At 40.9% G+C, this 24,749-nt stretch carries 17 protein-coding genes; 7 read left to right on the forward strand and 10 right to left on the reverse strand.

The window, feature by feature from the left end:
* Positions 1-53 precede the first annotated feature (53 nt).
* The 7 genes from ABXG83_RS06245 to ABXG83_RS06275 all read left to right on the forward strand — a co-directional run bounded on the left by ABXG83_RS06245 (position 54) and on the right by ABXG83_RS06275 (position 7,605).
* Entirely contained in the window at positions 54-917 is an 864-nt protein-coding gene (locus tag ABXG83_RS06245; RefSeq protein WP_353550625.1) for a methyltransferase domain-containing protein, read from the forward strand.
* Positions 918-925: 8 nt separating this feature from the next.
* Positions 926-1,846 carry a glycosyltransferase family 2 protein gene (locus ABXG83_RS06250; protein WP_353550626.1) on the forward strand — a complete coding sequence of 307 codons (921 nt, stop codon included), beginning with the start codon at positions 926-928 and terminating at the stop codon, positions 1,844-1,846.
* A 197-nt stretch (positions 1,847-2,043) separates the two neighbouring features.
* Positions 2,044-3,423, forward strand: a complete 1,380-nt coding sequence (locus ABXG83_RS06255; RefSeq protein WP_353550627.1) for an O-antigen ligase family protein — start codon at positions 2,044-2,046, stop codon at positions 3,421-3,423.
* On the forward strand, positions 3,410-4,549 hold the full coding sequence (locus ABXG83_RS06260; protein ID WP_353550628.1) for a glycosyltransferase family 1 protein: 1,140 nt from the start codon (positions 3,410-3,412) through the stop codon (positions 4,547-4,549). The genes ABXG83_RS06255 and ABXG83_RS06260 overlap by 14 nt, the downstream gene beginning before the upstream one ends.
* Positions 4,542-5,618 carry an acyltransferase gene (locus ABXG83_RS06265; protein WP_353550629.1) on the forward strand — a complete coding sequence of 359 codons (1,077 nt, stop codon included), beginning with the start codon at positions 4,542-4,544 and terminating at the stop codon, positions 5,616-5,618. The genes ABXG83_RS06260 and ABXG83_RS06265 overlap by 8 nt, the downstream gene beginning before the upstream one ends.
* Positions 5,619-5,654: 36 nt before the next feature.
* Complete coding sequence (locus ABXG83_RS06270) at positions 5,655-6,830, forward strand: glycosyltransferase family 4 protein (RefSeq protein ID WP_353550630.1); 1,176 nt, start codon at positions 5,655-5,657, stop codon at positions 6,828-6,830.
* Positions 6,831-6,840: 10 nt separating this feature from the next.
* Positions 6,841-7,605: a WecB/TagA/CpsF family glycosyltransferase gene (locus ABXG83_RS06275; protein ID WP_353550631.1), complete on the forward strand. Its 765-nt coding sequence runs from the start codon at positions 6,841-6,843 to the stop codon at positions 7,603-7,605.
* A 266-nt stretch (positions 7,606-7,871) separates the two neighbouring features.
* Here the strand turns inward: ABXG83_RS06275 and ABXG83_RS06280 are convergent, their stop codons facing one another.
* The 10 genes from ABXG83_RS06280 to ABXG83_RS06325 form a co-directional block, all read right to left on the reverse strand.
* Positions 7,872-8,954, reverse strand: coding sequence for a Wzz/FepE/Etk N-terminal domain-containing protein (locus ABXG83_RS06280; protein ID WP_353550632.1), 1,083 nt, complete (start codon positions 8,952-8,954; stop codon positions 7,872-7,874).
* A 15-nt stretch (positions 8,955-8,969) separates the two neighbouring features.
* On the reverse strand, positions 8,970-11,252 hold the full coding sequence (locus ABXG83_RS06285) for an SLBB domain-containing protein (protein ID WP_353550633.1): 2,283 nt from the start codon (positions 11,250-11,252) through the stop codon (positions 8,970-8,972).
* Positions 11,253-11,641: 389 nt separating this feature from the next.
* The gene (locus tag ABXG83_RS06290) at positions 11,642-13,279 is read right to left on the reverse strand and encodes a capsule assembly Wzi family protein (RefSeq protein ID WP_353550634.1); all 1,638 of its coding nucleotides are present in this window, start codon (positions 13,277-13,279) and stop codon (positions 11,642-11,644) included.
* Positions 13,280-13,407: 128 nt separating this feature from the next.
* Positions 13,408-14,811 (reverse strand): undecaprenyl-phosphate glucose phosphotransferase, encoded by a 1,404-nt coding sequence (locus ABXG83_RS06295; RefSeq protein ID WP_353550635.1) that lies wholly within the window; start codon positions 14,809-14,811, stop codon positions 13,408-13,410.
* 195 nt (positions 14,812-15,006) lie between these two features.
* Positions 15,007-16,650, reverse strand: a complete 1,644-nt coding sequence (locus ABXG83_RS06300) for a capsule assembly Wzi family protein (protein ID WP_353550636.1) — start codon at positions 16,648-16,650, stop codon at positions 15,007-15,009.
* A gap of 540 nt (positions 16,651-17,190) precedes the next feature.
* Positions 17,191-18,696, reverse strand: coding sequence for a capsule assembly Wzi family protein (locus ABXG83_RS06305; RefSeq protein WP_353550637.1), 1,506 nt, complete (start codon positions 18,694-18,696; stop codon positions 17,191-17,193).
* 593 nt (positions 18,697-19,289) lie between these two features.
* The gene (locus ABXG83_RS06310) at positions 19,290-19,778 is read right to left on the reverse strand and encodes a hypothetical protein (RefSeq protein ID WP_353550638.1); all 489 of its coding nucleotides are present in this window, start codon (positions 19,776-19,778) and stop codon (positions 19,290-19,292) included.
* Positions 19,779-20,435: 657 nt separating this feature from the next.
* A complete protein-coding gene (locus ABXG83_RS06315; RefSeq protein WP_353550639.1) occupies positions 20,436-22,367 on the reverse strand; it encodes a nucleoside-diphosphate sugar epimerase/dehydratase in 1,932 nt (643 codons plus the stop codon).
* Between the two features lie 6 nt (positions 22,368-22,373).
* Positions 22,374-23,375, reverse strand: a complete 1,002-nt coding sequence (locus ABXG83_RS06320; protein ID WP_353550640.1) for a hypothetical protein — start codon at positions 23,373-23,375, stop codon at positions 22,374-22,376.
* Positions 23,376-23,387: 12 nt separating this feature from the next.
* Entirely contained in the window at positions 23,388-24,290 is a 903-nt protein-coding gene (locus tag ABXG83_RS06325) for an NAD-dependent epimerase/dehydratase family protein (RefSeq protein ID WP_353550641.1), read from the reverse strand.
* Between the last annotated feature and the right edge of the window lie 459 nt (positions 24,291-24,749).

Below are 24,749 nucleotides of genomic sequence, written 5' to 3' on the forward strand. Positions count from 1 at the left end.
CGCAGGTTCAACAACAGCAAGATCATTTTCAGTGCACCAACTCATCTTGCAACATGAAGTTTCCGATCTATTTCGAGGTACCTGTTTTTGTGAGTGAGCATAATGAGGTTTTTAAACAAGAAGATTTCAATACACCCGAAGCACCTTCCATTTTTTTTGGAAATAGCAAAAATCCAGCCATTAATTTTCTCCGAAAACTTCGACCGGATGTTACATTGAATTATACCAGTAAGATCAATTATACAAAGTTGGCCGATCGGTTGTCGCATCTGGAAGCGCCTCGTATTTTAGTGATCGGAGGAAGCATTGATGGCACAGGAATGTCGATACTAAAACAAAAGCTACCACAACAAACCATAATGGTAGAATCAGATGTGGCACAAGGACCGAATACCAATATCATATTTGATGCACACCATATTCCTTTTCAAGCGAATACTTTTGACCTGGTGATCGTTCAGGCGGTACTGGAACATGTGCTGGATCCGTTTCAATGCGTAAGAGAGATTGAAAGAGTGCTTCATGAAAATGGTATCGTTTACGCTGAAACCCCTTTCATGCAACAGGTTCACGGCGGTAAATATGATTTTCATCGTTTTACAGATCTGGGGCATCGTAGATTGTTTCGGAATTTTGAAGAAATAGATCGTGGACTGGTTGCCGGTCCGGGTTCTTCACTGGCATGGTCATTACGCTACTTCTTTCTTTCTTTCGCTGTGAATAAAACAATGGACCGTATCATTAGTTATGTTTCCAGTTTCCTGGTTTTTTGGCTGAAATATTTCGACTATCTACTGAATCACAACAAAGGTGCTTATGATGGCGCTTGTGGACTTTATTTTATAGGCACTAAAAAAACAGGATACGTGTTACCGGATCATGAGTTGCTTCATCAATATAAAGGATATCGCTCCTAATGCACAACATGAATCATTCAGCAGAAGCCTTCCCATCGGTAGCGATCATACTCGTCAATTGGAAAAGCTTTGACGTTACGAGTGATTGTTTGGAATCACTCAAACAACTCAAGTATCCAAATTATCAAGTCATCGTCATTGATAATGGATCACAGGATGGATCTGTCGAAAAATTTCGTACCCATCATCCACACATCGTATTACTTCCATCTGAGACCAATCTCGGATTTGCAGGTGGCAATAATATCGGATTACGTTACGCACAGGCACAGCCATTCGATTATGCGATCATGCTGAATAATGACACCTTTGTAGAGCCTGACTTTTTAACCCTGCTCATTGATTATATGGAAACGCACCCTGAAGTGGGTGCCATCCAGCCACGTATCCATTTCAATGATAACCGAAATTTGTTATGGAATGGAGGTGCTTATTTCAACCCATGGACAGGCTTTACCTATACAGACGGAGAAAATCAATTACCCAAAAAAAGGCATCTACAATTAAAAGAGATCGATTGGATATCCGGCTGTGCATTTCTCGTTCGCACACATATGCTGGATCGAACCGGTTTACTGAATGAAGACTTCTTCATGTATAGTGAAGATGTGGACCTCTCTTTCAGGATCAGGAAACTTCGTTATCAACTCATTTATCATCCTGCATCTGTGATTTATCATATTGCCGGAGTATCCAACAAATCTGCAACACGCGGAAAAGAAGGGTATGTAAACCATATGGTTCATTATTACAACCAAAGAAACCGTCTTTGGATCATTAAGAAATATACGCCCTGGTATTGCTGGCCAAGCGTTATCATCTGCAATTTTTTTTATATTCTGCTGGTTCTGGGCTATTTTGCAGCACGTGGAAGGTTTAAAAAATTAAACGCCATGTGTCGTGCTGTGAAAGATGGACTATTACATTGATTGCATACGCACAAGCATTCAAAACACTTTGTACTCAATAGGATAGTAATGAAATAACAGGGTGGTATCACTCCTTTTCTGAAAAGGAAATGAAAAGATCTCTGTTTTCAAGTAACGGTCCAGAAAAGATAGATACGGATAACGATCAACTATCATGGTAAGTACCGGATCAGCTATTCAGGTAAAAAAGTAAATACATGTTATTTCTGTTACCCTGTATATATCTGTTCTCTTTTCTACAGGCATTGTATCGCCTGCTGAAAAAACAACCTCAATACATTCTGGTCTTCTTTGTCATCGGACTTCCCATTTACTTTACTTCCCTCTCATTAACCTATCAATATGGATTTGAAGGATTGATCCCGCTGTTTCAATCTTTCAAAGAACTCATCGTATTGATCACGTTAGGTTGGCTGGTATTCGTCAAGAAAAGAGTGATCGTACTTCGGCTACCGGACAAAATGATGATCGCTTACCTACTCTATTCATTCATATATGTGCTACTACCATTGGGTAATTTTGGAATAGTAGACAAACTCCTGGCATTAAAAGGATTGAGCTTTTTTCCCTTGATCTATTTTGCAGGCAGGTATATGATACCGGAGATGGTACCACTGAAACATATCTTTCATTATATCTGTCTGGTCGCAATTCTGGCAGCGATCGTATTAGGTTGGGAAGTATGGCAATACCAACATTTGCAAACACTCACCGGATACGCAGACTATAATGAACGTTTTTTTGGTGCAGAGCCTTCCGGCAACTTTGGACTGAGCTGGACTTTCGAAACCAGTAATGGACTAAAAAGATTTGCCAGCTTCTATGGTGGACCGCTGGAATTAGGTGCGAATATGATCCTTACATTGGCTGCTTGTTTGTCAGTGATCACCACCGATGATCATCGCATTAAAATGAATCGCATCATCTTCATTACACTCATCACTTGTACCCTGTCTATTTTCTTTGCTATTTCAAGGGCTTCGTTGGTGAGCTATTTTGCCATCATGTATTTATATGCATTCATCACCGGTAAAAAACAATGGCTTAAAATTTTTCATTATGCGGTATTGGTTGCAGCCATCGCCATCATATTTTATATCAAAGGTGATATTTATGAACTCATCATTACAACCATCAATTTCACAGATAACTCCAGTGCCTTTCACGTACTGCAATGGCTGGAAGGGTTAGATGCCATGTCTGCCAATCCACTGGGGCTGGGGCTGGGTATGTCAGGAAGAGTATCCGCTTCAACAGGAGACAATATCGGTGGTGAAAACCAATTGATCATCATTGGCGTTCAAACAGGGATCATTTCTATGCTGCTCTATCTCGCCATTTATATATGGATCATTCAATACAGTATCAAAATATTCAAATCGGCTACAGGAAAAATAAAAAGACTGGCACTCTGTATTCTCCTGGTGAAAATCGGACTGATCATTCCAACTTTTACAGCCAATGTAGAAGCGTATGTATATATTTCCTATTTCACATGGTTCTGTACCGGTTTATTGGTTACGATGAATGATGAGTCAAAATCAAAAATCAGTTCCTCATCCTATGCGGCAGCCTAATACACCCATTAGAGTCGGTATCGATATCCGAGACTTGCGTGTAGCAAAGACCGGGCAAAAAACCGTATTGGAAGAACTTTGCAAACAATTCAAAAAACATACAGACCCAACGATCGAATTTATTTTTCTGGATGATACCCATCCCATTCCCACGGGAAAGAAGAAATGGCAGATCATATTGGGTCATTTTTGTTATCAATGGTGGAAACAAATAGTGTTGCCATGGAAAGCCTACCGAAACAAATGCCGGATCGTTTTCTGTGGCGATTATTTTGTACCACTCCTACAACCCGGATTCAAGACCATTGAGATCTTTCATGATGCTTTTTTCTTTGAATACCCGCAACACTATCATGCACTCTGGCGAAAACTTTTTCATCTCATAGCAATGCCGGGTGCCAGAAAATGCAGTAGCATCATGGTCACCTCTCAGTATGCCAGACAACAAGTGCATCATCATACCGGTATTGCGTTAGAGAAATTGATATCCATACCACTGGGACCTAAAACTTTTCCGGTAGTTGAAAAAGACATACCATCGGCAATAGAACAATACTTACAACATCCCTATATACTGCATGTAGGTGTGATGGAAAAAAGGAAGAACCTGCCAATGCTCATCAAAGCTTTTGATCGATACTGCGCCAAGGAACCGAAAGACAACCGAAGATTGATCTTAGCAGGTAAAGGGAATGGCAAACAGGATTCGGATGACACGGCCAACATTGAAAAAGCCATACAAGACAGTCCATATAAAGACAGGATCATCCGTACCGGATTTCTTCCGGATGCATCCATTGCAGTACTGTATGAGCATGCAGATCTGTATGTGTTCCCTTCCGTGAACGAAGGTTTTGGAATACCGGTATTAGAAGCTTTTCATTGGGAAGTACCAGTATTAGTAGCCAATAACACATGCTTGCCGGAAGTAGGTGGCGATGCTGTACGCAGCTTTGACCCTTATGACCCCGAAGCATTAGCTTCACTCATGCATCAGGTACTACATGACACAAGCATGCAAGAGGAAATGATTCAAAAGGGGAAACAGCGTCTTCAGGATTTTTCATGGGAAAAAGCAGCCAATCAATTAGTCGCGCTTTTCAAAAAAACAGTGCAACATGACTAAAGCAATCACATCCCGCTATCTACCCTTTGTGGATGGTCTCAGAGGTATTGCCATCCTGTTGGTAGTATTATCGCATATCGGTTTAGAACAGATCATTCCGGGAAAACTGGGTGTTACACTTTTCTTCTTTATCAGTGGTTATTTGATCACTTCCCTACTACTGGATGAAAAAGAAAGAACCGGTAATATTCAATTGGTTCATTTCTACTTAAGAAGATTTTTTCGTTTATATCCTGCACTACTCTGTATGATACTATTGGGTATTGGAGCTACTCAATGGTTTCATTGCAGTCTTACCATTCATGATGTTGCAGGGGCCATGTTTTATTATTCCAACTATTATATTGGATGGTTCCGCTCACCTGTTGCAGACTGCTCACGCATGCTCGATATCTTGTGGTCATTGTCGGTTGAAGAACATTTTTATCTGTTGTATCCTTTTCTGTTCACAGCATTCCTGAAAAAATATACGCGGAAACAATTGGGGTATTTTATTGGACTTGTATTGGCACTCTGTATCGCAGCAATACTGTTCAGATGGCAGATATATCTCACTATTGAACAACCGGAAGATATAGCCGGTCGTATTTATTTTTCATCCCATACACGGATGGACTCTATTCTCTGGGGATGTTTGTGTGCATTGATCGGTAAATACAGTCCGCAATTCTTTCAATGGCTACAACAGAAAACCATATGGTTCATTGGTTGCGGTTTGGTGCTCGCCTCTTTGGTCATTCCTTTCTTTTGGTATAAACAACTTTTTCAGTTCACTACACAAGGATTGGGGCTATTCCTGCTGCTTCCTTACCTCCATACGAATAACCAACTATTCATTACACGCATATTGATACATCCATGGCTCATCTTTATTGGAAAGATCAGTTATAGTCTATACCTGTTTCATTGGATCGCTGTAAAAGTATCCAGTCAATGGTTTACTGATTATGGACTTTCATGGCAATTATGCTTCTGGGCGATGGTCATCGTTCTTACCCTATCTTCGTATTATCTGGTCGAACTGCCTTTTGTTGCACTGCGAAAAAAATTCGGTTCGCATATGAAATAATCGGATGTATCAGTTATCAGTATAGCTTTTAAAAAAATGTCACATCCTCCTGTCATACTCTTCATACACAATACCTACCTACAGAAAGGTGGAGAAGATACAGTTGTACAACAGGAAATTGATTTTCTGCAAGCAAAAGGATGGAAGGTGCATACCCTTTTCTTTTCCAATGAAGCCATTAGCAACCCATTGTTACGATGGTTGAATGCATTCACCGTATTTTTCAACATCACCGCAGCGATCAAAGTATTCTTACTGGTAAAGAAACACCGTATCGATATTGTTCACGTACATAATTTTTACTACCGCGCCTCTCCATCTGTTTTCTGGGGAGCAAAAGCTGCCGGTGCCAGAACCGTTTTTACACTGCACAACTATCGGCTGTTTTGTCTGAACGGTTTTTTATTTTACAACCAGACAACCTGCATGGATTGTCATCAGCAAAAAAGCTTTCAGCCGGGTATCACACGCAAATGTTTCAAAGACTCAGGCTTTTTTTCACGCATACTTGCTGCATCCACCATCTTACACAGAAGAATCGGTACTTGGCATCATAAAATCGATCAACTGCTGGTGTTGAATCCTTTGCAGAAAAAATTATTGACTGATATTGGCATCCCGGCAGAAAAAATAATACTGAAACCTAATTTTTTATTAGAAAGCGCAGCTCCCGCATGGTATGATCAGCGCGATGATTTTTTTCTTTTTGCAGGCCGCATGTCGCCTGAGAAAGGCATTGTAGCTTTGATCAATGCCGTAAAAGGAAAAAAGATCACTTTACTATTGGTAGGTGATGGTCCGCTTGCCCCTTGGGTCATGACGCAAACCGATGAATGGATACAGTACCGACCCAAAGTAGATAAATCAGTTTTACAAGTGTTATATAGAAAATGTACGGCACTGATTTTCCCCTCCATCTGGCCGGAAGGTTTACCACTGACAGTGATTGAAGCACAACAAGCAGGTACTATTGTCATTGCCGCTCATTCAGAAAATCTGAAAGAGATGATCCGTCATCAAGAAACCGGATTTTTGTATGATCCTTTGAATAATCAGGAACTATTGAATGTCATTGCTAAGTTTCAAGCGAGTGACTTACAAGAAAAAAACAGACTATCCACCAATGCCTATCAATTTTTCAAAGACCATTATACGATCCAACAACATGATCAATGGTTAATGAAAGCCTATCAGGTTTCCGTGAAAGAATAATTCAAGTTGTATGAATGAGACGTCATCCCAAAAAATAAATATAGCAGGAACCGGTATCAGCAATGTAACACTGGAAGAAACCATCGAAATTTTTGACCGATGGATCGAAACCGGTGATCAGAAAAGAGTATGTGTTACACCGGTGAACTGTGTCGTATGGGCTGCAAAGAACAAGGCGTTACAAGCGTTGTACAACAGTGCAGACCTCACACTCTGTGATGGAGTGCCATTAATATGGGCATCTGCTTTTTTAGGAAAAGGGAAATTAAAAGGAAGGGTAACCGGATTGGATCTTTTACCACAGTACATGAAACATGCTGCACAAAAGGGATACAGTCAGTTCTTACTGGGAGCAAAAGAAGGAGTAGGCACAACGCTAAAACAAACAGCAGAAAAAAATTATCCGGGAATACAGATCAGTGGAGTGTATAGTCCACCTTTTGCGGAGCAATTCAGTGAAGAAGAAAATGAAAAGATGATCCGGATGATCAATGAAGTGAAGCCTGATATTTTATGGGTGAGTCTCACAGCACCCAAACAAGACTACTGGATCGCACAACACCTGAACAGATTACAAGTGAAGATCGCTATTGGTGTAGGAGGTGCATTTGAAGTGGCTGCCGGACTCATCCCCCGCGCACCCATCTGGATGCAAAAAGCAGGGTTGGAATGGCTCTATCGTCTCTATCGCGAACCCCGCCGTCTCTACCACCGCTATATCATCGAAGCCCCCGCCTTTTTCCCTTTGATCATTCGTCAGAAGATGAGAGGGTGATGGTTTTCGGGTAATTAGGATATCAGGTGATCGGGTTATTGGGATGTCAGGTGATCTGAGATAGTCCATTAGTTGTCGTCATGTCGACCGAATGCCGACGAAGAGTCGGGAGAGCGGAGACATCTCACCATGATTAGCAGTACCTCAAATCTCCGCTATATAAAAGTCTACATAGAATCAGGATATTTCTTGACTTCGCTAACCAACGCTCGAAATGACGACACCTCATATACATCACCCAATAACCTGATATCCCAATTACCTGATTACCCGATTACCTGATTACCCGATAACCCGATAACCCCAATCCCAATCCCCAAAGCCGCTCCGAGTATGGCTCCGAAGAATAATCCTTCCCACCATAACCATGCATTATTCTTTAAGGGATATACGGGTTCATCCACCAATTGTACGGTGGGGGTTTCTTGTATGAGTGAGGTTTTACTGATCTCGAGATTCTTTAAGATCTCTGCATAGATCGTTCCTTGTAAAACTTTATCTCGGGAAGAGATTTCAGCGGATACTTCCGGATTAGAATACACCGGATTGACATCTAACAACAACCGATTCGCATCAGCAGCAGAATAAGTTTTACGATTCAACATGTACAATAAACTATCTGCTTTGTTTTGCAATCGCTGCACATTGGTGAGCAATCGTTTTGTTTTGGTCTCAATATAAAAGTCAGTAGCGGTCTTCAGCAAACGTTGAGAAAACAATACACTGAGTACTTCTCCACGCATGGTCACATTCATTTCGAAGAATCCCAATTTCTTATCCGGCTTGGCTACTGATAATTCTTTTTGGATATGACGCTCTATGATCTTTTTCAGCAAACTATCTTCCAATCTGGAAGCGCCTTTTCTTAGGACGGCAAATGATTGCAGTTGCGGGAATTTTTTCTTCCACTTGTCAGACAGCTGGTATAAACGAGCATACTCATCCGCCAAAGTGCTGTTATTGGTGCTATCATACCAGCTCAATAATGTTTTTTTGATCAGTTGTTCACTCTTAAGCAATTGCAACACATTGTCGCCGGCAAGTATACCACTGGCTCCGGATAAATTTCCGATATCGACTCCAAATTGTCCGGCCAACGCAGACATCAATGACCCGCCACCCACTGATTTAGATTCCTCCACTACAAATACGGTCTTTGCCTGATAAGTAACCGGTTTTATGAAACTATAGATCAACCCCAATATCATTCCGATCACCATCATACCAGTCCACAACTTCCAATGAAGCAGTGCCTGTTTGAACTGCAGGAACAAACGCTGCAATTCATGTGTCAATGAAAAAGGAGGATCGTCTTGTATAGGTGATGGTATGATAGGTTCCTGTTGCATGCGTTCCATGTTAAATTAATTCCGCAATACCGCGATCAGACTGATCAACGCTGTTAATGTGCCCGTTAATGAACTGATCTCTATGATCGACAATCCTCTTCGCTCAGTTGCTGATCTTTCCGGTACTACAATTTTACTTCCGGGTAATACTTTGGGATAAGAACGGAAAAATAAAAACTTCTTGGTCTTTCTACTGATACCATTGCTGTATTGAACATAGGCTTTCTTCAGATTTCCATTATCTGTTACACCACCTGCATCAGCAATATAAGATTTAAGACTACCGTTTCCATAACTCAGTATCTGCGGATTGAATACCGCTCCTTTCACTTCTACAAAACTGGTACTACGTGGGATATAAATACTATCGTTCGGTAACAGCACAAAACGTTCTCCTGCACTAAACACATCTGATGCTACACGCAGGTTATTTCTAAACACCTGAATATCGCGCATAGAAGCGTATGGACTAATGCCACCCGCACGTTGTAACATTTCTGTCACCGTTTCATCTCTTCTCTCCAACGCATAATCACCGGCATATAAAATTTCACCTCTCAGCTTCACACTACCGGGCAATTGATAATTCAACAACTTCGGAACAAAAATATAATCCAGTGGCTCCAATTGAATGGCGGTCTTATCTGTATCCAAAGAAGAATCTACTTTCACGGTGAATAAAGTCAGTAAGCGATTGGCCAATGTATCTGCATTGTTCTTTTGCAACCTGGATACTTCTACTTTATGTGTAGCTGCATCATTGGTAAAACCTCCTGCGAGTAATATCGCATCTTCTAAGGTCATGCCTTTACGAAAAGCAATGGTACCCGGATTACGCACATTACCTCCTACTGTGATACTCATTTGTGAGATGAGATCATTGCGCGATTGTATCACTACAGAGTCTTCTCTGAACAATGGAATATCAGTTGCTTTACCTGCTAATAATTCTGCTACATTGAAGGATACCAACAAGGGCTCAGTCGTACCCGGTGCTTGTCTTTTGATATAACCACGATTTACAAATGCGTCTTCTGTTAATCCATTTGCTTTTTGAATCAAACGCAACAAACTAAGTCCTTCTACCAATTCATAGTTACCCGGACGAACCACTGATCCTGCAATGATCACACGATTTAAAAAACGTTCTCTCACTTTATCAACAAAAACAGAATCGGCATTACGTGGAATAAAATAGCTGAAGTCTGTCTCAGGAACATCTCTGAACAAGCGTTCCTGATTACCTACTTGCGACACTTTCAAAGAACCCTTGAATGCCATATCTGCCCATCCTCCCGCAAAACGCAATAAGTCTGCAAGTGTTTCTTTCTCCAATAATTCATACACCGATGGACGACGCACTGCGCCACTCAATACCACTCGTTTGTTATACAAAGGATAACGAATAATATCTCTGTCTTGCAAACGGATCTCTGTATCCATCAAACCGCTTTGTAAAAACTGGTAAAAGTCAACTGTCTTGATCACTTTATTGTTGCGGATCAATTCAATGGATCGAAGTGAACCATTCTTACCCGGACCACCTGATAAGTACAACACATTGAAGAAACCGGCCAGCGATGAGATCGTATAATCACCCGGACGATCCGCTTCACCGATCACCGTTACACGAATGCTTCTGACATTACCAAGCGTCACAAGCAATTGAGATTGTCCACTCGCCAATGCAGGATACGGTAATTTCAGTTTGGTACGGATACGGGTGGTAGCTTGTTCAATGGTTAATCCGCTCACCTGTACAAAACCGGCATGCGGCAATTCAAAATTACCTTCACGTGTTACCCGCTCACGATGACTCACTTCATTCAACCCGGTAATATTTACAATGATCTCATCACCCGGACCCAATACATAATTCGCGGGTGTGGCCATATTCACATTCGGAATAAAACTGGCTTGCGGATTATTAAAGAAATCAAACCCATAATAAGGAGAAGGAATACGGATATCGGGTAATTCATATTTCCAGGTACTGTCACGAAGGAAATAAGCGGTATCAGTGATCAGATTATCCTTACCAAACATTTTCCGATCGCTTGCCTGTAAACGAACCAAACGTCTCTTAAATTCAGCAACATCAGACACACTCATACCTCGTTTTACGAGTTCCTTCATGGCATCACTCTCAGACATACCCTGTTTTTGGGTTTGTTGCCACAACTGTATCAACTGCTGATCAGACAATTGTCCAACGCTTTCGATCTTTCGCTGCGCCATAACACCCGTCGCTTGAAAACATAACAACGATACGAGTGCGATATATATAATTCTTTTCATAATGTCTATTCGTCTACAAATATCGGGGAAATGGGTGATGGGGCAATCGGGGGTCGGGGAATCGGGTGATTGGGGATACTATGTTGGGTATCGTCATGTTGAGCGAATCCCGACGCAGGAGGGAGAAGTCGAAACATCTCCTCACGGTTAGCAGTATCTCAATCCTCCACTTTATGTAAATCCCCACTAGATTCACGTCATGTTGAGCGAATCCCGACGCAGGAGGGAGAAGTCGAAACATCTCCTCACGGTTAGCAGTATCTCAATTCCTCACTTAATAAAAATCCTCATAAAGTCAGGAGATTTCTCGACTACGCTACGCTACGCTCGAAATGACGACATCTTATTTACATTACCCGATTACCTGATCCCCCGATAACCCGATATCCTCACAACCCAACCAAAAACCCAAAACCAAACCTACTATTCAAACGCGCCAAACCACTCACTGCCTCGGTCCTGTTTTGGTGGGTATAGTTGGTATAGAGGTACACACCGGGTATCCACTGATACGTGGCTTCGACATACCAGATGGAAGATTTGTATTGAAGATCAAAAAGGAAAGGCGGCTGTGGTTGTTGGAAATATTGCTGATTCATGGAACCGGCTCCTCCTTTGCGGATATATTCATAACGGATCATCGTTCTCAATCGAGGGATAGGCGTAAAACGTGCAAACAATAACATACGGTCTGCATTATTGCCGATCCAATCGCCAAGTACATAATCATTGTGGGTATAGTTTTGAGCAGGTGTCAGATTGCGGTACACAAATGGACGAATACGCGTGTACTCTGCCCCTAAAGTGAGATAAGATAATCCAACATCTGTAGTATTCACACCTACTGTATACCCCAATTGATTACGGCTCTTAACAGGATCGAACACACCGCCTAACAATATCTCATCCACAAACAAGGTTGCATACAGATGCGTCTTCTTCACATGATTACGCGAACTCAATTGTAAGAACAATTGTCCATTGGCACCGGCATTGATATTATCATTGGTGCTTAGTTTATCATATGCTTTGAAAAACATGATCGGAATCAGATAACCTGCTTTGAGACGATCACTGTATACCACCGATTCACCCAAATGAATATCCAATCCTTTTATTGGCGTGAACTGCAAACTATGGGTTGCTAAATATTTGGGAACATAGATATCTCTTCTACCACCAAAAGGATCGACACCTGTGTTGTACGTACGATTTGAATCGATCACATTGGAATTCAACCAGGCATGCATATAGTTGAATTTCAACCAAGGCAATGGCTGATAGTCTAAACGCAGTTGCGGGAAAGTTGGTGCTTTATCAGATAAAACAGCTCTTCCATTTTGTCCATAACCCCACAACAAATAATCCTGTCCAAAAGCAATAGAACCATTTTTCCAGGAGTAAGCAATACCACCACGGAATTCACTATAGTTCAAACTTTTTTTGCTGGCTGATATCCTTCCCACAATACCGGTAGCAGCATTTTCTCGAATGGTATCAATACCTCTACCGGCTTCAGTGATATCATGAAAAGAAAAATGCCAGGACCAATGTTTACCGGCATAACCATAAAGTCTCGCACCGGAACCATAAGTGCGCAAAGCCCTGCCCGATCCATAGATACCACCACCACTGAGTATCGGATCCACGCGCATCAGAAAGTCTTTACCGGTGATCAACAAACCTCTCCATCGGTTCCAGGGATCTTTTACAAACATCCCCGCTTTGGGTGTTGCAGTTTTCGTAGCAGCGATGGCCGCTTTATCCGACAGATCTCGCTGATAAAAAGCCAGTTCATCGCGCTCCAGTTTCGTTAACTGATCTGATCGCTTGGCTAAGCTATCCAAACAATCAGCCAAATACACCCTACTCAACGGACGGATCTGATCATCAAATACTACCAACCCTTTATTGGCCATGCGATACAGATACTCATAAATATCATTCCGATGATGTTCATACACCACTTGACTCTTACCACTATTCAAAGTGATAAGCAATAGAAAGAAGAATATTGTTTGTTTCATGATAGGTTTTGGGGCTGGGTATTGGGTACTAGGCGCTAGGTACTAGGTTATGGGTGCTGGGTGAAGAGGATTCTCACATCTTGCAAAGAAAACCCATAACCTAGCACCTAGTACCCAGCACCTAGTACCTAATAAGCATTCTGATCCCCTCTGAAAATATTGATGACGGTTTGTAAAATGATCTGGCAATCTAACCAGAAAGTCCAGCGATGAATATAGTACAGATCAAAATTGACTCTTCTTTGCATAGAACCCGGTTCACGGGTCTCACCCCTGCATCCATTTACCTGCGCCCATCCGGTGATACCCGGTTTTACAAGGTGACGCTGCATATAATTATCTACCGTATGCATCGCTTCAATATTCAAGGGAGTCGGATGCGGGCGTGGACCTACTACTGACATGTTTCCGATCAACACATTCCAGAACTGAGGCAATTCATCCAGATTCGATTTACGCAGAAAAGCACCAATACGTGTGATACGTGGGTCATCTTTGCGTGCCTGCAAATAGTTGCCATGCGCATCCGTATCTGTACTTTCTTCCACCATGGTACGGAATTTATAACAAGTGATCTGTTGGTTATTCAAACCCCAACGCTCCTGTTTAAAGAAAACAGGACCTCTTGAACTCAGTTTGATCGCCACTGCTATTAAAGGCAATAACCACCAACCGATCAAGAGGAAAAAACTCAGCGCAAATAAAAAATCAAATACCTGTTTCAATAATTTATTCTCCCATTTATCCAATGGCAATTCACGGATACTGATCACGGAAAGCTGACCAATATTATTCACCTGAACCGCAGAAGAACTATACTGATGGATATCCGGAAGGATACGCACTTTTACTTGATGAAAATCACAGACTTCAATACAATCCTGGATCTGATCGGTATGACCATTGGGTAATGCAACGATCACTTCATCCACTCTTTCTTGCTTCAACACATCAGAAAGTTGTTGTACCCGGCCATAATACATACACCCATTCATGGCTTTTTTCTGGTCATCAATAAAACCAATACACTTATAACCGTAATAGTAATATTTGTTGATGGTCTCATAAAACTCATACGCAGCAGGTGTAGCACCCACAATCAGTAAATTATCATACAAACGCCCCTGATAAATGGCAGTATGCAGGTATTTACGGATCACGTATTTAGTAAGAACCAGAAAACAAAACAACAACCCCACATTGATCGCCAGAAAAGACCTGTTATAAGAAACTTTTTGCTGGAAGAAGAATAAAACAGAGCTGAATAGAATGGAGTAAAGGATCAGGGTATACGCAATAAAAACGATCTCTTCCGAATACTTGTTGGATCGTCTGTCGCGATACAGCTTAGAAACAGATGCAGATAAATACCAGACAACGAGTGACAATAACAAGAGTAGATAAGGAGGGGTCTCACGTCCCCATAAACCAAACCCACCATCCACGCGGTGCGACAATATATAACTGATCCCCACCAGTGGGGCATCGATGATATAACGTATTAAAGTATACCGACTATACGATTTTCGCATACTGATAATTGGATCTTGCACAAAGACACCGACATGAAATGTTCTGATGCCTGCGGAAAGATAGAAATATTATGTGATATGTGGTGATGGGTGCTAGGTACTAGGTGCTAGGTTTTTTAGACTTTTGTATGCTAGATATCTAAGTATATTCACTATTACCTAATACCTAGCACCTAGTACCTAGTACCCAGCCCCCTAAAACCTCCACACCACCCCCATTCTCCCTGAAAAATTCAACACTTCATTCCCAGGGATCAGGTAGTCATTGGGATTGTATTGAATGATCCACCATTGATAATTGTAAGAGCGGATCAATCCTGTTTGAGCGGAGATCAAGACCGGACCAATGGGCCAATCGAATTTGATGGTTCCGGCAAGATCCACCCAATGTCTTCGGAAATCTCCGATATATTCAAAAGCCAGATAATAAAAATCACTGTTATACCGAACGCGCTCAAATTGGAAACCGATACGTTTCAAACCTTTCACCCAGTTCAAAGCTAAGGTCTGGCTATTACTACCCGGACCAATCCCCGCACCCAAAGGCCTGCCCTTGTGCGTGTATCCATGACGTACATATGGATGCGTATACCAACTATCCGGAGAGCGGATCAGCTCGGCAGTCGGAGCCTGCATTTGCGTAAACTCCGCCTGAAACTGAAGATGCGCATCCTTTCCAACTGTAAATAACTTGTTGATGCCGGCGACATAGGCACGACGATACGGTTCCGCCTGAACCACATTCCAAGGCAGCAGGGCCCTGTCTTTTCGACCAAATTCTACATAGAGCTCCGCCTTTTCTCTGGGCATTACATAGCGAACAAACATTGACCCCAAGGAAGCTTTTTTACCACTCTTTTCAGTACCCGTCAGTTTATTGCCAAAAAAGCCCTGCAAGGGCAGTACATCCAATGGATTAGACAGATCACGCTGATACAGATAAGAAGCTTTCGCCAAACCCACATACAAGCCTGGAGTCCATTTCGGATTCCAGCTCAATACCATCCCGGTCATATAACGATCCTGATCCGGTTTGGGCTGGTATACAAAAGCACCGTTGTAAACAGAATTGATCCTGGGTGGTAAAATACCCGAAGCTTCCAAACGACCACCCACCATCTGCCCTTCAAAATTCCCAATGCGGGTACGGATGGGTTGATGTGTTTTCACAGACCAGTGAACAAATCCCGGAGCATTGCTGCTCATCACCAACGCATTGCGAAACCCCGGCCCCCACCAAAGATTTTGACTCGAGATACCAAAAGCAAAATGTTGGGTACGGTATTCAATAAAAGATTGACCGGGCAACCAGCTGGTCTGATGTCCGCTTGCGTATTGCTGCGGAATATCGGCTGTATTCCAGAACCGATAACGATCGGCCCAGGCCCTATTACCCATTTGTTGGGAGAAACCTTCATAGTCCAGGTTTTCAGCTGTGGTAAATTCAGGCGCTATTTGAAGATGAATGCGTTTACCCACTTTCGCATGCACGCCAAATGTTCCTAATACCTGATACCCACGCGAAGGCAATAAAGCACCACCATTCCACTCGTAGGGTTGTTGTTCATGGTATTGAAAGGTCCATTGCAAAGGCACAAACCCTCCATCCAAAACCTTTGTTTTCCAACGTAGTGGCTTTTGAATAGCCATTAAAGAATCCAATGCCGCAACAGGAATTTGATTCGCATTCACCATCATAGAAGGCAATGCCACCCCATTCCCCCCAGCCAATTGCCCCACCCTTAACAGCTCTTTGAGCCTATCACTATGCACTACTTGCGCCATAGCACCAGCAAGCACCCAACAACTCAAAAAAGTATAAACAAGTCTTTTCATCATGTCATCCCGACGCAGGAAGGATCTCCCACCGCCGGCCTAATAGAACAAACCACATCAGGTGATCAGGTGATCGGGTAATCAGGTAATTAGGAAATCGGTAAAACCAAATCAGTTACCCTCATGTTCACGTCATCCCGACGCAGGAGGGATCTCCCACCTCCAACCTATTAGAACAAACCACATCAGGTGATCGGGTTATCGGGTAATCAGGTAATCGGGTAATTAGGTAATCGGTAAACCCAAATCAGTTACCCTCATGTTCACGTCATCCCGACGAAGGAGGGATCTCCCACCTCCAACCTATTAGAACAAAACACATCAGGTGATCGGGAAATCAGGTAATCAGGTAATCAGTAAACCCAAATCAGTTACCATCCTATAAAGCGAATCCCGACGCAGGAGGGAGAAGTCAAAACATCCCCAAAAAGTCAGCAGATTTCTCAATCCCCCGCATCTAACTCGAAATCACGTCACCCTATCAAATCACCAAACCCAATAACCTGATTACCCGATCCCCCGATCACCCAATCCCCCGATCACCTACAACCTATACCCCCAACTCACCCCCACCAACACATTGATCCTATTCTTCCCCGGCTCCCATCCATATCCTGAAGAATGAATGATCTCAGCTTTGCCGTTGAAAAGCCATCTGTCTTTGGTCCATTGCGGGGCGAAACCAATACCCAGATCGGTCCATTGATACGTGCGGTTGACAGGATCTCTTTTGATCTGTTCGATAAAAAAGCCCAGTCTTTTTTGATCACGCACGAGTGTCATACTCGCATACACAGCATCTGCCCCAAAACCATAGATAGAACCCATGATCTGGTTATCATGTGTATAGCCTTCTTTTATAGAACCATGTTCATACCAATTACCCGCATTACGAACCATATAGTCCGGGGTTTGACTCATCTTGGTGATCTCAAAATTCAGATCGATCCAACGGTTCTCCCCACTTTGACGGATCAATTTCTTCACGCCGGCAATATGGGCTGCTGAATGACTGGTACCCAGTAAATAATCTCGCGTGTTGAGTTTATAGTCATTGTACCCGTATTCCAGGTAAAACTCGAAATGATTTTTAGGAAAGATCCAGCGCAGAAAAAAAGAAGCCACCTGATCACGATCCAAGAGGTCTTCATTGGCCACATTCTTTTTTTGTGCTGCCAAAGCTAGTACAGGAAAGAAGCGCTCAAAATTACCTTGCGCTTTCACCGCAGAATCGTTTGCAAAAGTTTGGATCACGCGGTTCAATCCCAGGTACAAACCCGGTATCCACTTGGGTTGATAGCTAACCGTTAATCCACTCAAAAAACGTTTTCGTTCGCCAAATTCAAGGTCTGCAACCTTGAGATGCCGATTCTCCATGGAACGATTCCCATCGGTCCGCAACCACCCACCCGTTACCTGCCATTCCAGGTGACCGATCCCAATATTTTGAGGTCTTTTACTCCCTACAAAAAAATGTGCAAAGCCTGGCGCTTGATAAGTCATCAACAAACTATTCCGCACCCCCGGTCCCCACCACTGATTGGCAGTAGACACACCTGCACGAAAACCCGCAGCGGTTAATTGTAAGGTCGATTGACCAGGATAAATTCTTTGAAAAGATTTTCCGCTATTATATCCAAAAGAAGAAGTAGCAGCATAATTCGCATTCGCTGCCCAAACCAACTCCGGCGCCAACTGCGCCTCCAAGAATCCTGCTTTCATTTGTAATCCACCACTCAATCGCGTCTGTAACCCTTTGGCAGCGATCAGGGATCCATCATTCACACTAAAAGGATGACTACTCGTAAACACCGTCGTCATCGCCAAAGGCAACACCCGAACCACAGGTTTTTGCAAAGTACCCTGTTGTAATACAGTATCCCCCTGCAAAGCCATCGACCGAATCGCAAAACTTTTCCTTGCATTGCCCCTACCCATCAACTGCTCACGACGCAACTGTTCATCCTGCATGATCGCAACATCAAATGTCTGCGCCATAGAAGAGCGAACAAGGAAGAAAACGAGAAGGGAGAAAATGAATTTATGCATAAGTAAGTGAGTAGTGAATAGTCAGTAGTAAGTATAAATGGTTATGAGTGATTCTTCGTTGCAGATTATAACCTTCGGTTATGAATGCTCCTCAGAAGGACACGACAATTAAAGTAAGAACCGGTGAAGAGGATTGGCAAAGCCAATCCTCTTCACTATTTTTTCTACCACCCCTCGTCACCCGGAGGAGTCTTCCGACGACCAGTCGGAAATGACGACGAAGGGCCATACACAATTGTAAGTAGCCTTATTAATTTTATGCAAATCTTACTCTCCCGTATAATCTCCAAAAGAACGGCGCGCTTGCTAAACAAACGAACGCAAAGAGACTCACAATCCTGGCCTTAGAAAAAAAGCGTAAAGAAATTCATGTAATGGAGCGTTAAGCAATGGATGATGTTTGGCCATGTTCAAAAGCTGAAGGGCAGCTTCGCTCAATCTATGTTCAAACGCTTGGCTTTAGACTTCATCCATTGTAGCGCAATGGAATGAATTTTAGCTTTTTTTCTAGAGCCTTGATTTTTTTGTTACTTTTTTTATCAAGAAAAAAAGTAAACGGAGACTTGCAGTCTTCAAAATCACTATTAAAAAAATTATCTCCCATAATCATCCTGCACCCTCACAATATCCTCTTCATCCGAAGGATGTTCTCCATCAGTGTGTTGCCAAAATTCAGCCACCACGCCCCAATCATCCAATCCGATCAACCGATGTCTTTCCCCTTGACGCAAAATAATTTCATCCCCCACATTCAGTGTATGAATTTCGCCTTCTGCATCGGTATCACTGGTCATTACAGCCACCTTCCCTTCAACAACCCTCCAGCGTTCCGCTCTTCGATGATGGTACTGCCAGGATAACCGTGCTCCGGGTTTCACCACCAATATTTTAGGGCTTAATTTACCGGCAATACGTAATCCATCCACAGATAACCCATTAAAAAATCGATTGGCAAATATTTGTGCTTGTGATTCCTCAATCACAAAGAAACCACCCCAAGGTCTGTTAAAATCATAACTGTCAATCACAAACCCATTGGATTCAAGACTCAATAAAATTTTGTCAAAAATGCTTGTTCCCATAAAAAAATAGAATGATTGATCTCTGATTGAATATCAAAATAAAAACATGTATGCGCTAGCACAGGTGGTGATGTCACACCAAAAACCAAAGAAAATTCTTCGTCGCAGATCATAACCTTCGGTTATGATCTGCGACGAAGAATAACACGACAACTAAAGTAAGAACCGGTGAAGAGGATTGGCAAAGCCAATCCTCTTCACTATTTTTTCTACCGCCCCTCGTCACCCTAAGGAGTCTTCCGACGACCAGTCAGAAATGACGACGAAGGGCCATATACAATTGTAAGTAGCCTTATTAATTTTATGCAAATCTTACTCTCCAGTATAATCTCCAAAAGAACGGCGCGTTGGTGGACAAACGCACGTGACTATACTCTCCACCTCGGCCTTAGAAAAAAAGCGTAAAGAAATTCATGTAATGGAGCGTTAAGCAATGGATGATGTTTGGCCATGTTCAAAAGCTGAAGGGCAGCTTCGCTCAATCTATGTTCAAACGCTTGGCTTTAGACTTCATCCATTGTAGCGCAATGGAATGAATTTTAGCTTTTTTTCTAGAGCCTTGATTTTTTTGTTACTTTTTTTATCAAGAAAAAAAGTAAACGGAGACTTACAGTCTACAAAACATATTACAAACGAAGTATCTATAGAAAAGAAAAATTAGCTAATCTTCATCGCAATAACTTCAGCATTATTGCTATTATCCAATTGCTCAAACACAGAATTATTACTAATAAATTCAGGAACCAACTGCTTCATTTTAGCCACCATTTCCATGGTTCCTTTTCTTTGTTTCGCCAATTGAATCAAGGTATTGAAGTCCTGATGAAGGGTATCAAATTGAATATTCCGCACTTTAGCGATCATGATCTTCTCATGATAGGTAGGCAGTGTATTTTCAGAATCCATTAATAACTCTTCATAGAGTTTCTCACCGGGACGCAACCCACTATATTTGATCTCAATATCAATACCCGGTACATACCCATACAAACGAATCATTTTCTTAGCAAGGTCAACAATCGGTACAGGCTTACCCATATCGAATACAAAGATCTCACCTCCGCTCCCCATACTACCCGCTTCAAGCACCAGCTGACAAGCTTCCGGTATGGTCATAAAGAAACGGGTGATATTCGGATGGGTAACCGTCACCGGTCCACCTTTTTCAATTTGTTCTTTAAAGCGAATGATCACAGACCCATTAGAGCCTAGAACATTTCCAAAACGAGTGGTAATGAACTTGGTGAACTTCTCTTTATCCCCTGAGTTCGCTGCAGAATGATACAAGGATTGTACATAACACTCTGCCAAACGCTTAGAAGCGCCCATTACGTTCGTTGGGTTTACCGCTTTATCAGTAGATACCATCACAAAACGAAGTACATGGTGCTTAACAGAAAGATCCGCAATGATCTTGGTACCCATAACATTCGTCAAAATAGCTTCTGACGGACAAAGTTCCATCATCGGCACATGTTTATAAGCAGCTGCATGGTATACATAATGCGGCTCATACATCGCAAACATTTCCTGCATCCGCTCCTCATTGGTAACATCGCCCAAATAAGGAATACAGGCTGTACTAGCATTCATCTCCTGTAATTCCAATTCCAAATGATGCAAGGGCGTTTCAGCCTGATCACAGAGAATAATGGTATGTGGCTGAAAACGTAATAATTGACGAACGATCTCACTACCGATTGAACCCGCAGCACCTGTTACCAATACGCGCTTACCTTTTACCTGATTGCCGATCTCTTCATTATTGATACGAATCGGCTCTCTTTCTAAAAGATTTTCAATCTTAATGGTTTGCAACTGACGGGCAGAGAATTCACCATTGATCCACTTATCCAAAGGAGGTACATTCAATACCTTGATATCATGATCCAGACAGAAATCTACTAATTCATTTTTTTTCGCCGGAGTAATGGTGAAAGCCGCAAGAATAATTTCATCAATCTTTTGACCCAATGTGAGTGTCTGTAGATCTAATGTGTGATGTATTTTAATCCCATCCACTACCTTACCCACCTTACGCATATCATCATCCACAAAAGCAATGACGGTTACATTCGAAGTCGCATCATGTTCTAACACTCTTTTTGTTGCGAAACCTGCCTCACCCGCTCCATAAATAATGACCGTCTTACGATCCATTTTGTAGTTGCGTAGATAGGCAAACACATATTTTACAATAACTCGGTAGGAGATTAGGAATAAAAAGCTAAATAAACCATAAATGATCAACGTAACATTGGGAAATGCCAACGCTCCACCTCCGGTATTAGCAGAAACCAGCCCTATAAAAAATAAAACAGAAGTGGTCATCAGAATCGCATAACAAATCCTAAGTGCATCTTGTATACCCGTGTAACGAATAATACCGGCATAAGTCCTAAAATTGATAAATACAATTGAGTTGATTAATAAAAGTATCAATACATTGCCACTCAATGCCTGCCAATCTAATGCTTCTACAGATAGATTATATCTAACCAAATGGGCAAATACCATTGCAAAAGCGCAGATGGCAGAGTCAATCAGGAATATAATCCATCGAGGAACTATATTGATTTTCTGAAACATAAACAGTTAAGCTGGATTATAAGTAACAAATAAGCGCTTATGACCTTCAAATCTAAATCTAAATATAGTATATATAATAGTAAAAGCCAATAATACTAATAAACTAACCCAAATTTGACCGGTTATATAACTATATACTACAGATATATTTAATAACAACTGCACTGCAGCAAATAATATACTCACTTGAATGTGTGTCCACCTTGCCTCGTTAGCCAAATATTGATAAAAATGCGACCGATGAGCCTCCAATAATTTTTCTCGTCTTAAAATTCGACAAAAGATTGTAAAAGCAGTATCTATAAAATAAATTCCGACAGAAGCAACCCAAATAAAGGTGCCAGTTTGTTTTATTAAGCTTACCAAAAGAAAAAATATTATAAAAGCCATAGAAACACTACCAACATCTCCTGCAAAACAGAGTGCATTTTTTCTCATATTGTAAAAGGAGAAAGCAAACAATGCTGCTAAGACTGAAAGAAAGAATAAATCTGGAACAATAACAATAACATATTGATTTATCCAAAATAAAAAACCTATTGTAACAAATGAATATAAAGCCGTAATGCCATTAATTCCATCCATAAAATTGTACACGTTAAGCAGAGCAATAGAAAAAAGAAAACAAACTATGGATACAACCGAAAGCAAGCTCATTCCCATAGAAAAAATAGTGAAGACTATAATTACAATTTGAGAAAAGAGTCTAAAAACACTACTAAGACCTTTCAAATCATCTAAATAACTTATATAACTTACTAAAACTAATGAAATCGAGAATTCTATATAATTTGGAAATTGCTTAAAACAAATCGATGCAAAACAAACTATTGGAAAAATAATTCCTCCTCCTCGTATTGTTATCTTTCCGTGGGAACTTCGCTGATTTGGGATATCTAAGATTTTATAAAACTTTGCAAAATGATATATATATAAATATTCAAATAAGAAAGAAATGCTTATTGAAAAAACAAAAAAAAGAATTTTAAAATAAAAAGTATTATCCACTAACCGATTGAATTAATAATTGAAATTTAAATCTTTACATTCTAATATTGGTTTAGATTCCCACAAAAGTTCTTTACGAGCTTTTGTGTCATCAAAAGTCAATGTATGACTAATTTTTTGAAGCTTACTACTATTGAGAGGAAACCGATCGCCGATTATATCACCCACGCAAGAAGCTATCTTAGCGAACACCAATGGAATTGAGTAAGGTTCAGATTTACCTAAGCTTTTTGCAAGATAATTTGAAAATTCACTAATACTTGGATGATATCCATCAGTTAGATTAAATATGCCTTCTTTGTCTTTTAAATGTGGCAAAAGTTTTGCCACATCAGTGGCCAAAACCATACTTTTCTTAGCAGTACCGTTCCCAATTTTAAAAAATCTACCTTTTTTTAAAGCTTCAACAAGAGTCCTAATATTTCCAGGTGCGTTATTACCAACTACAAGAGGCAATCGAAGTATTACGCAATTAACATTATTTTCTTTGCACCATTTTATGGTAATTCTTTCAGCTTCAAGCTTGCTCAGACCGTAAGGATCTTGACATCGCAAATCATGAGTTTCATCAATGCATTCACCCTCAATAGCCCCATATACACTCACTGAACTTATGAACACAAAAGTATTTGGTGGTACTTTACTAAGTTCGATACTTTTCAAGAGGTTGTAAGTATAATTTGCATTGACCTCAAAAAAGGTATTTATGTCTACCTCTTTGGGCGATAAAATATGTGCCATACCTGCACAGTGAACAAAGACATCGACTTTTGGTAAATCTAAACTCTCTGTTCGAAAATCATAGATAATATCAGATTTTTTACGGCCGATTGTAATTACTTCATTATTGTTTTTTAGTTCTTGATACAGAATGCCACCTAAAAAACCAGTTTTACCAGTAAGTGCTAGTCTCATAAAATATTGGCTTTTTTCAAAAAATAATTTCTTATAGAGAAACAACAAGCTATTACTAATTCAATTAAATAAAAAACAAGCCAGAAGTAAATATTTTCTATTAATTTAAGTTTATATAGTGAAAAGAAAAAAATTGGAACAACATAAGATATAAGCAGAAAAAGTTTATTCACCTTTTGTGAATTCAAAATCAAATAAAGTAGTGTAAGTATAGAAATTATAATGCACATACCTTCTGTTATGTATATATATTTATTCAAAATTTGATATTTGCTATAAAATTTTTCGAATAAGGTAAGATTAATGCCAATTATAATAGAGCAGCTAAGTATTAAATGACCTATTGTCGTAACTAATAGAAGTTTCCATTTTTTCCTTTGGTCTGTTGCATCGTTTGACAATAACATCCTATAATACTTACTTGCAATAACCCCTTGTACTAAAATATGTAAACTAGAA

The organism is Sediminibacterium sp. KACHI17 (genome assembly GCF_040362915.1).
In the GTDB taxonomy this organism is placed as follows: Bacteria; Bacteroidota; Bacteroidia; order Chitinophagales; family Chitinophagaceae; genus Sediminibacterium.

Excerpts from the sequence above, each read along its gene's own strand:
- ABXG83_RS06295 (WP_353550635.1), bottom strand. The coding sequence starts at position 14,811 with ATGCGAAAATCGTATAGTCGGTATACTTTAATACGTTATATCATCGAT.
- ABXG83_RS06280 (WP_353550632.1), bottom strand. The coding sequence starts at position 8,954 with ATGCAACAGGAACCTATCATACCATCACCTATACAAGACGATCCTCCT.
- ABXG83_RS06310 (WP_353550638.1), bottom strand. The coding sequence starts at position 19,778 with ATGGGAACAAGCATTTTTGACAAAATTTTATTGAGTCTTGAATCCAAT.
- ABXG83_RS06305 (WP_353550637.1), bottom strand. The coding sequence starts at position 18,696 with ATGCATAAATTCATTTTCTCCCTTCTCGTTTTCTTCCTTGTTCGCTCT.
- ABXG83_RS06315 (WP_353550639.1), bottom strand. The coding sequence starts at position 22,367 with ATGTTTCAGAAAATCAATATAGTTCCTCGATGGATTATATTCCTGATT.
- ABXG83_RS06285 (WP_353550633.1), bottom strand. The coding sequence starts at position 11,252 with ATGAAAAGAATTATATATATCGCACTCGTATCGTTGTTATGTTTTCAA.
- ABXG83_RS06245 (WP_353550625.1), top strand. The coding sequence starts at position 54 with ATGAAGTTTCCGATCTATTTCGAGGTACCTGTTTTTGTGAGTGAGCAT.
- ABXG83_RS06275 (WP_353550631.1), top strand. The coding sequence starts at position 6,841 with ATGAATGAGACGTCATCCCAAAAAATAAATATAGCAGGAACCGGTATC.
- ABXG83_RS06300 (WP_353550636.1), bottom strand. The coding sequence starts at position 16,650 with ATGATGAAAAGACTTGTTTATACTTTTTTGAGTTGTTGGGTGCTTGCT.
- ABXG83_RS06265 (WP_353550629.1), top strand. The coding sequence starts at position 4,542 with ATGACTAAAGCAATCACATCCCGCTATCTACCCTTTGTGGATGGTCTC.
- ABXG83_RS06260 (WP_353550628.1), top strand. The coding sequence starts at position 3,410 with ATGCGGCAGCCTAATACACCCATTAGAGTCGGTATCGATATCCGAGAC.
- ABXG83_RS06250 (WP_353550626.1), top strand. The coding sequence starts at position 926 with ATGAATCATTCAGCAGAAGCCTTCCCATCGGTAGCGATCATACTCGTC.
- ABXG83_RS06290 (WP_353550634.1), bottom strand. The coding sequence starts at position 13,279 with ATGAAACAAACAATATTCTTCTTTCTATTGCTTATCACTTTGAATAGT.
- ABXG83_RS06270 (WP_353550630.1), top strand. The coding sequence starts at position 5,655 with ATGTCACATCCTCCTGTCATACTCTTCATACACAATACCTACCTACAG.
- ABXG83_RS06325 (WP_353550641.1), bottom strand. The coding sequence starts at position 24,290 with ATGAGACTAGCACTTACTGGTAAAACTGGTTTTTTAGGTGGCATTCTG.
- ABXG83_RS06255 (WP_353550627.1), top strand. The coding sequence starts at position 2,044 with ATGTTATTTCTGTTACCCTGTATATATCTGTTCTCTTTTCTACAGGCA.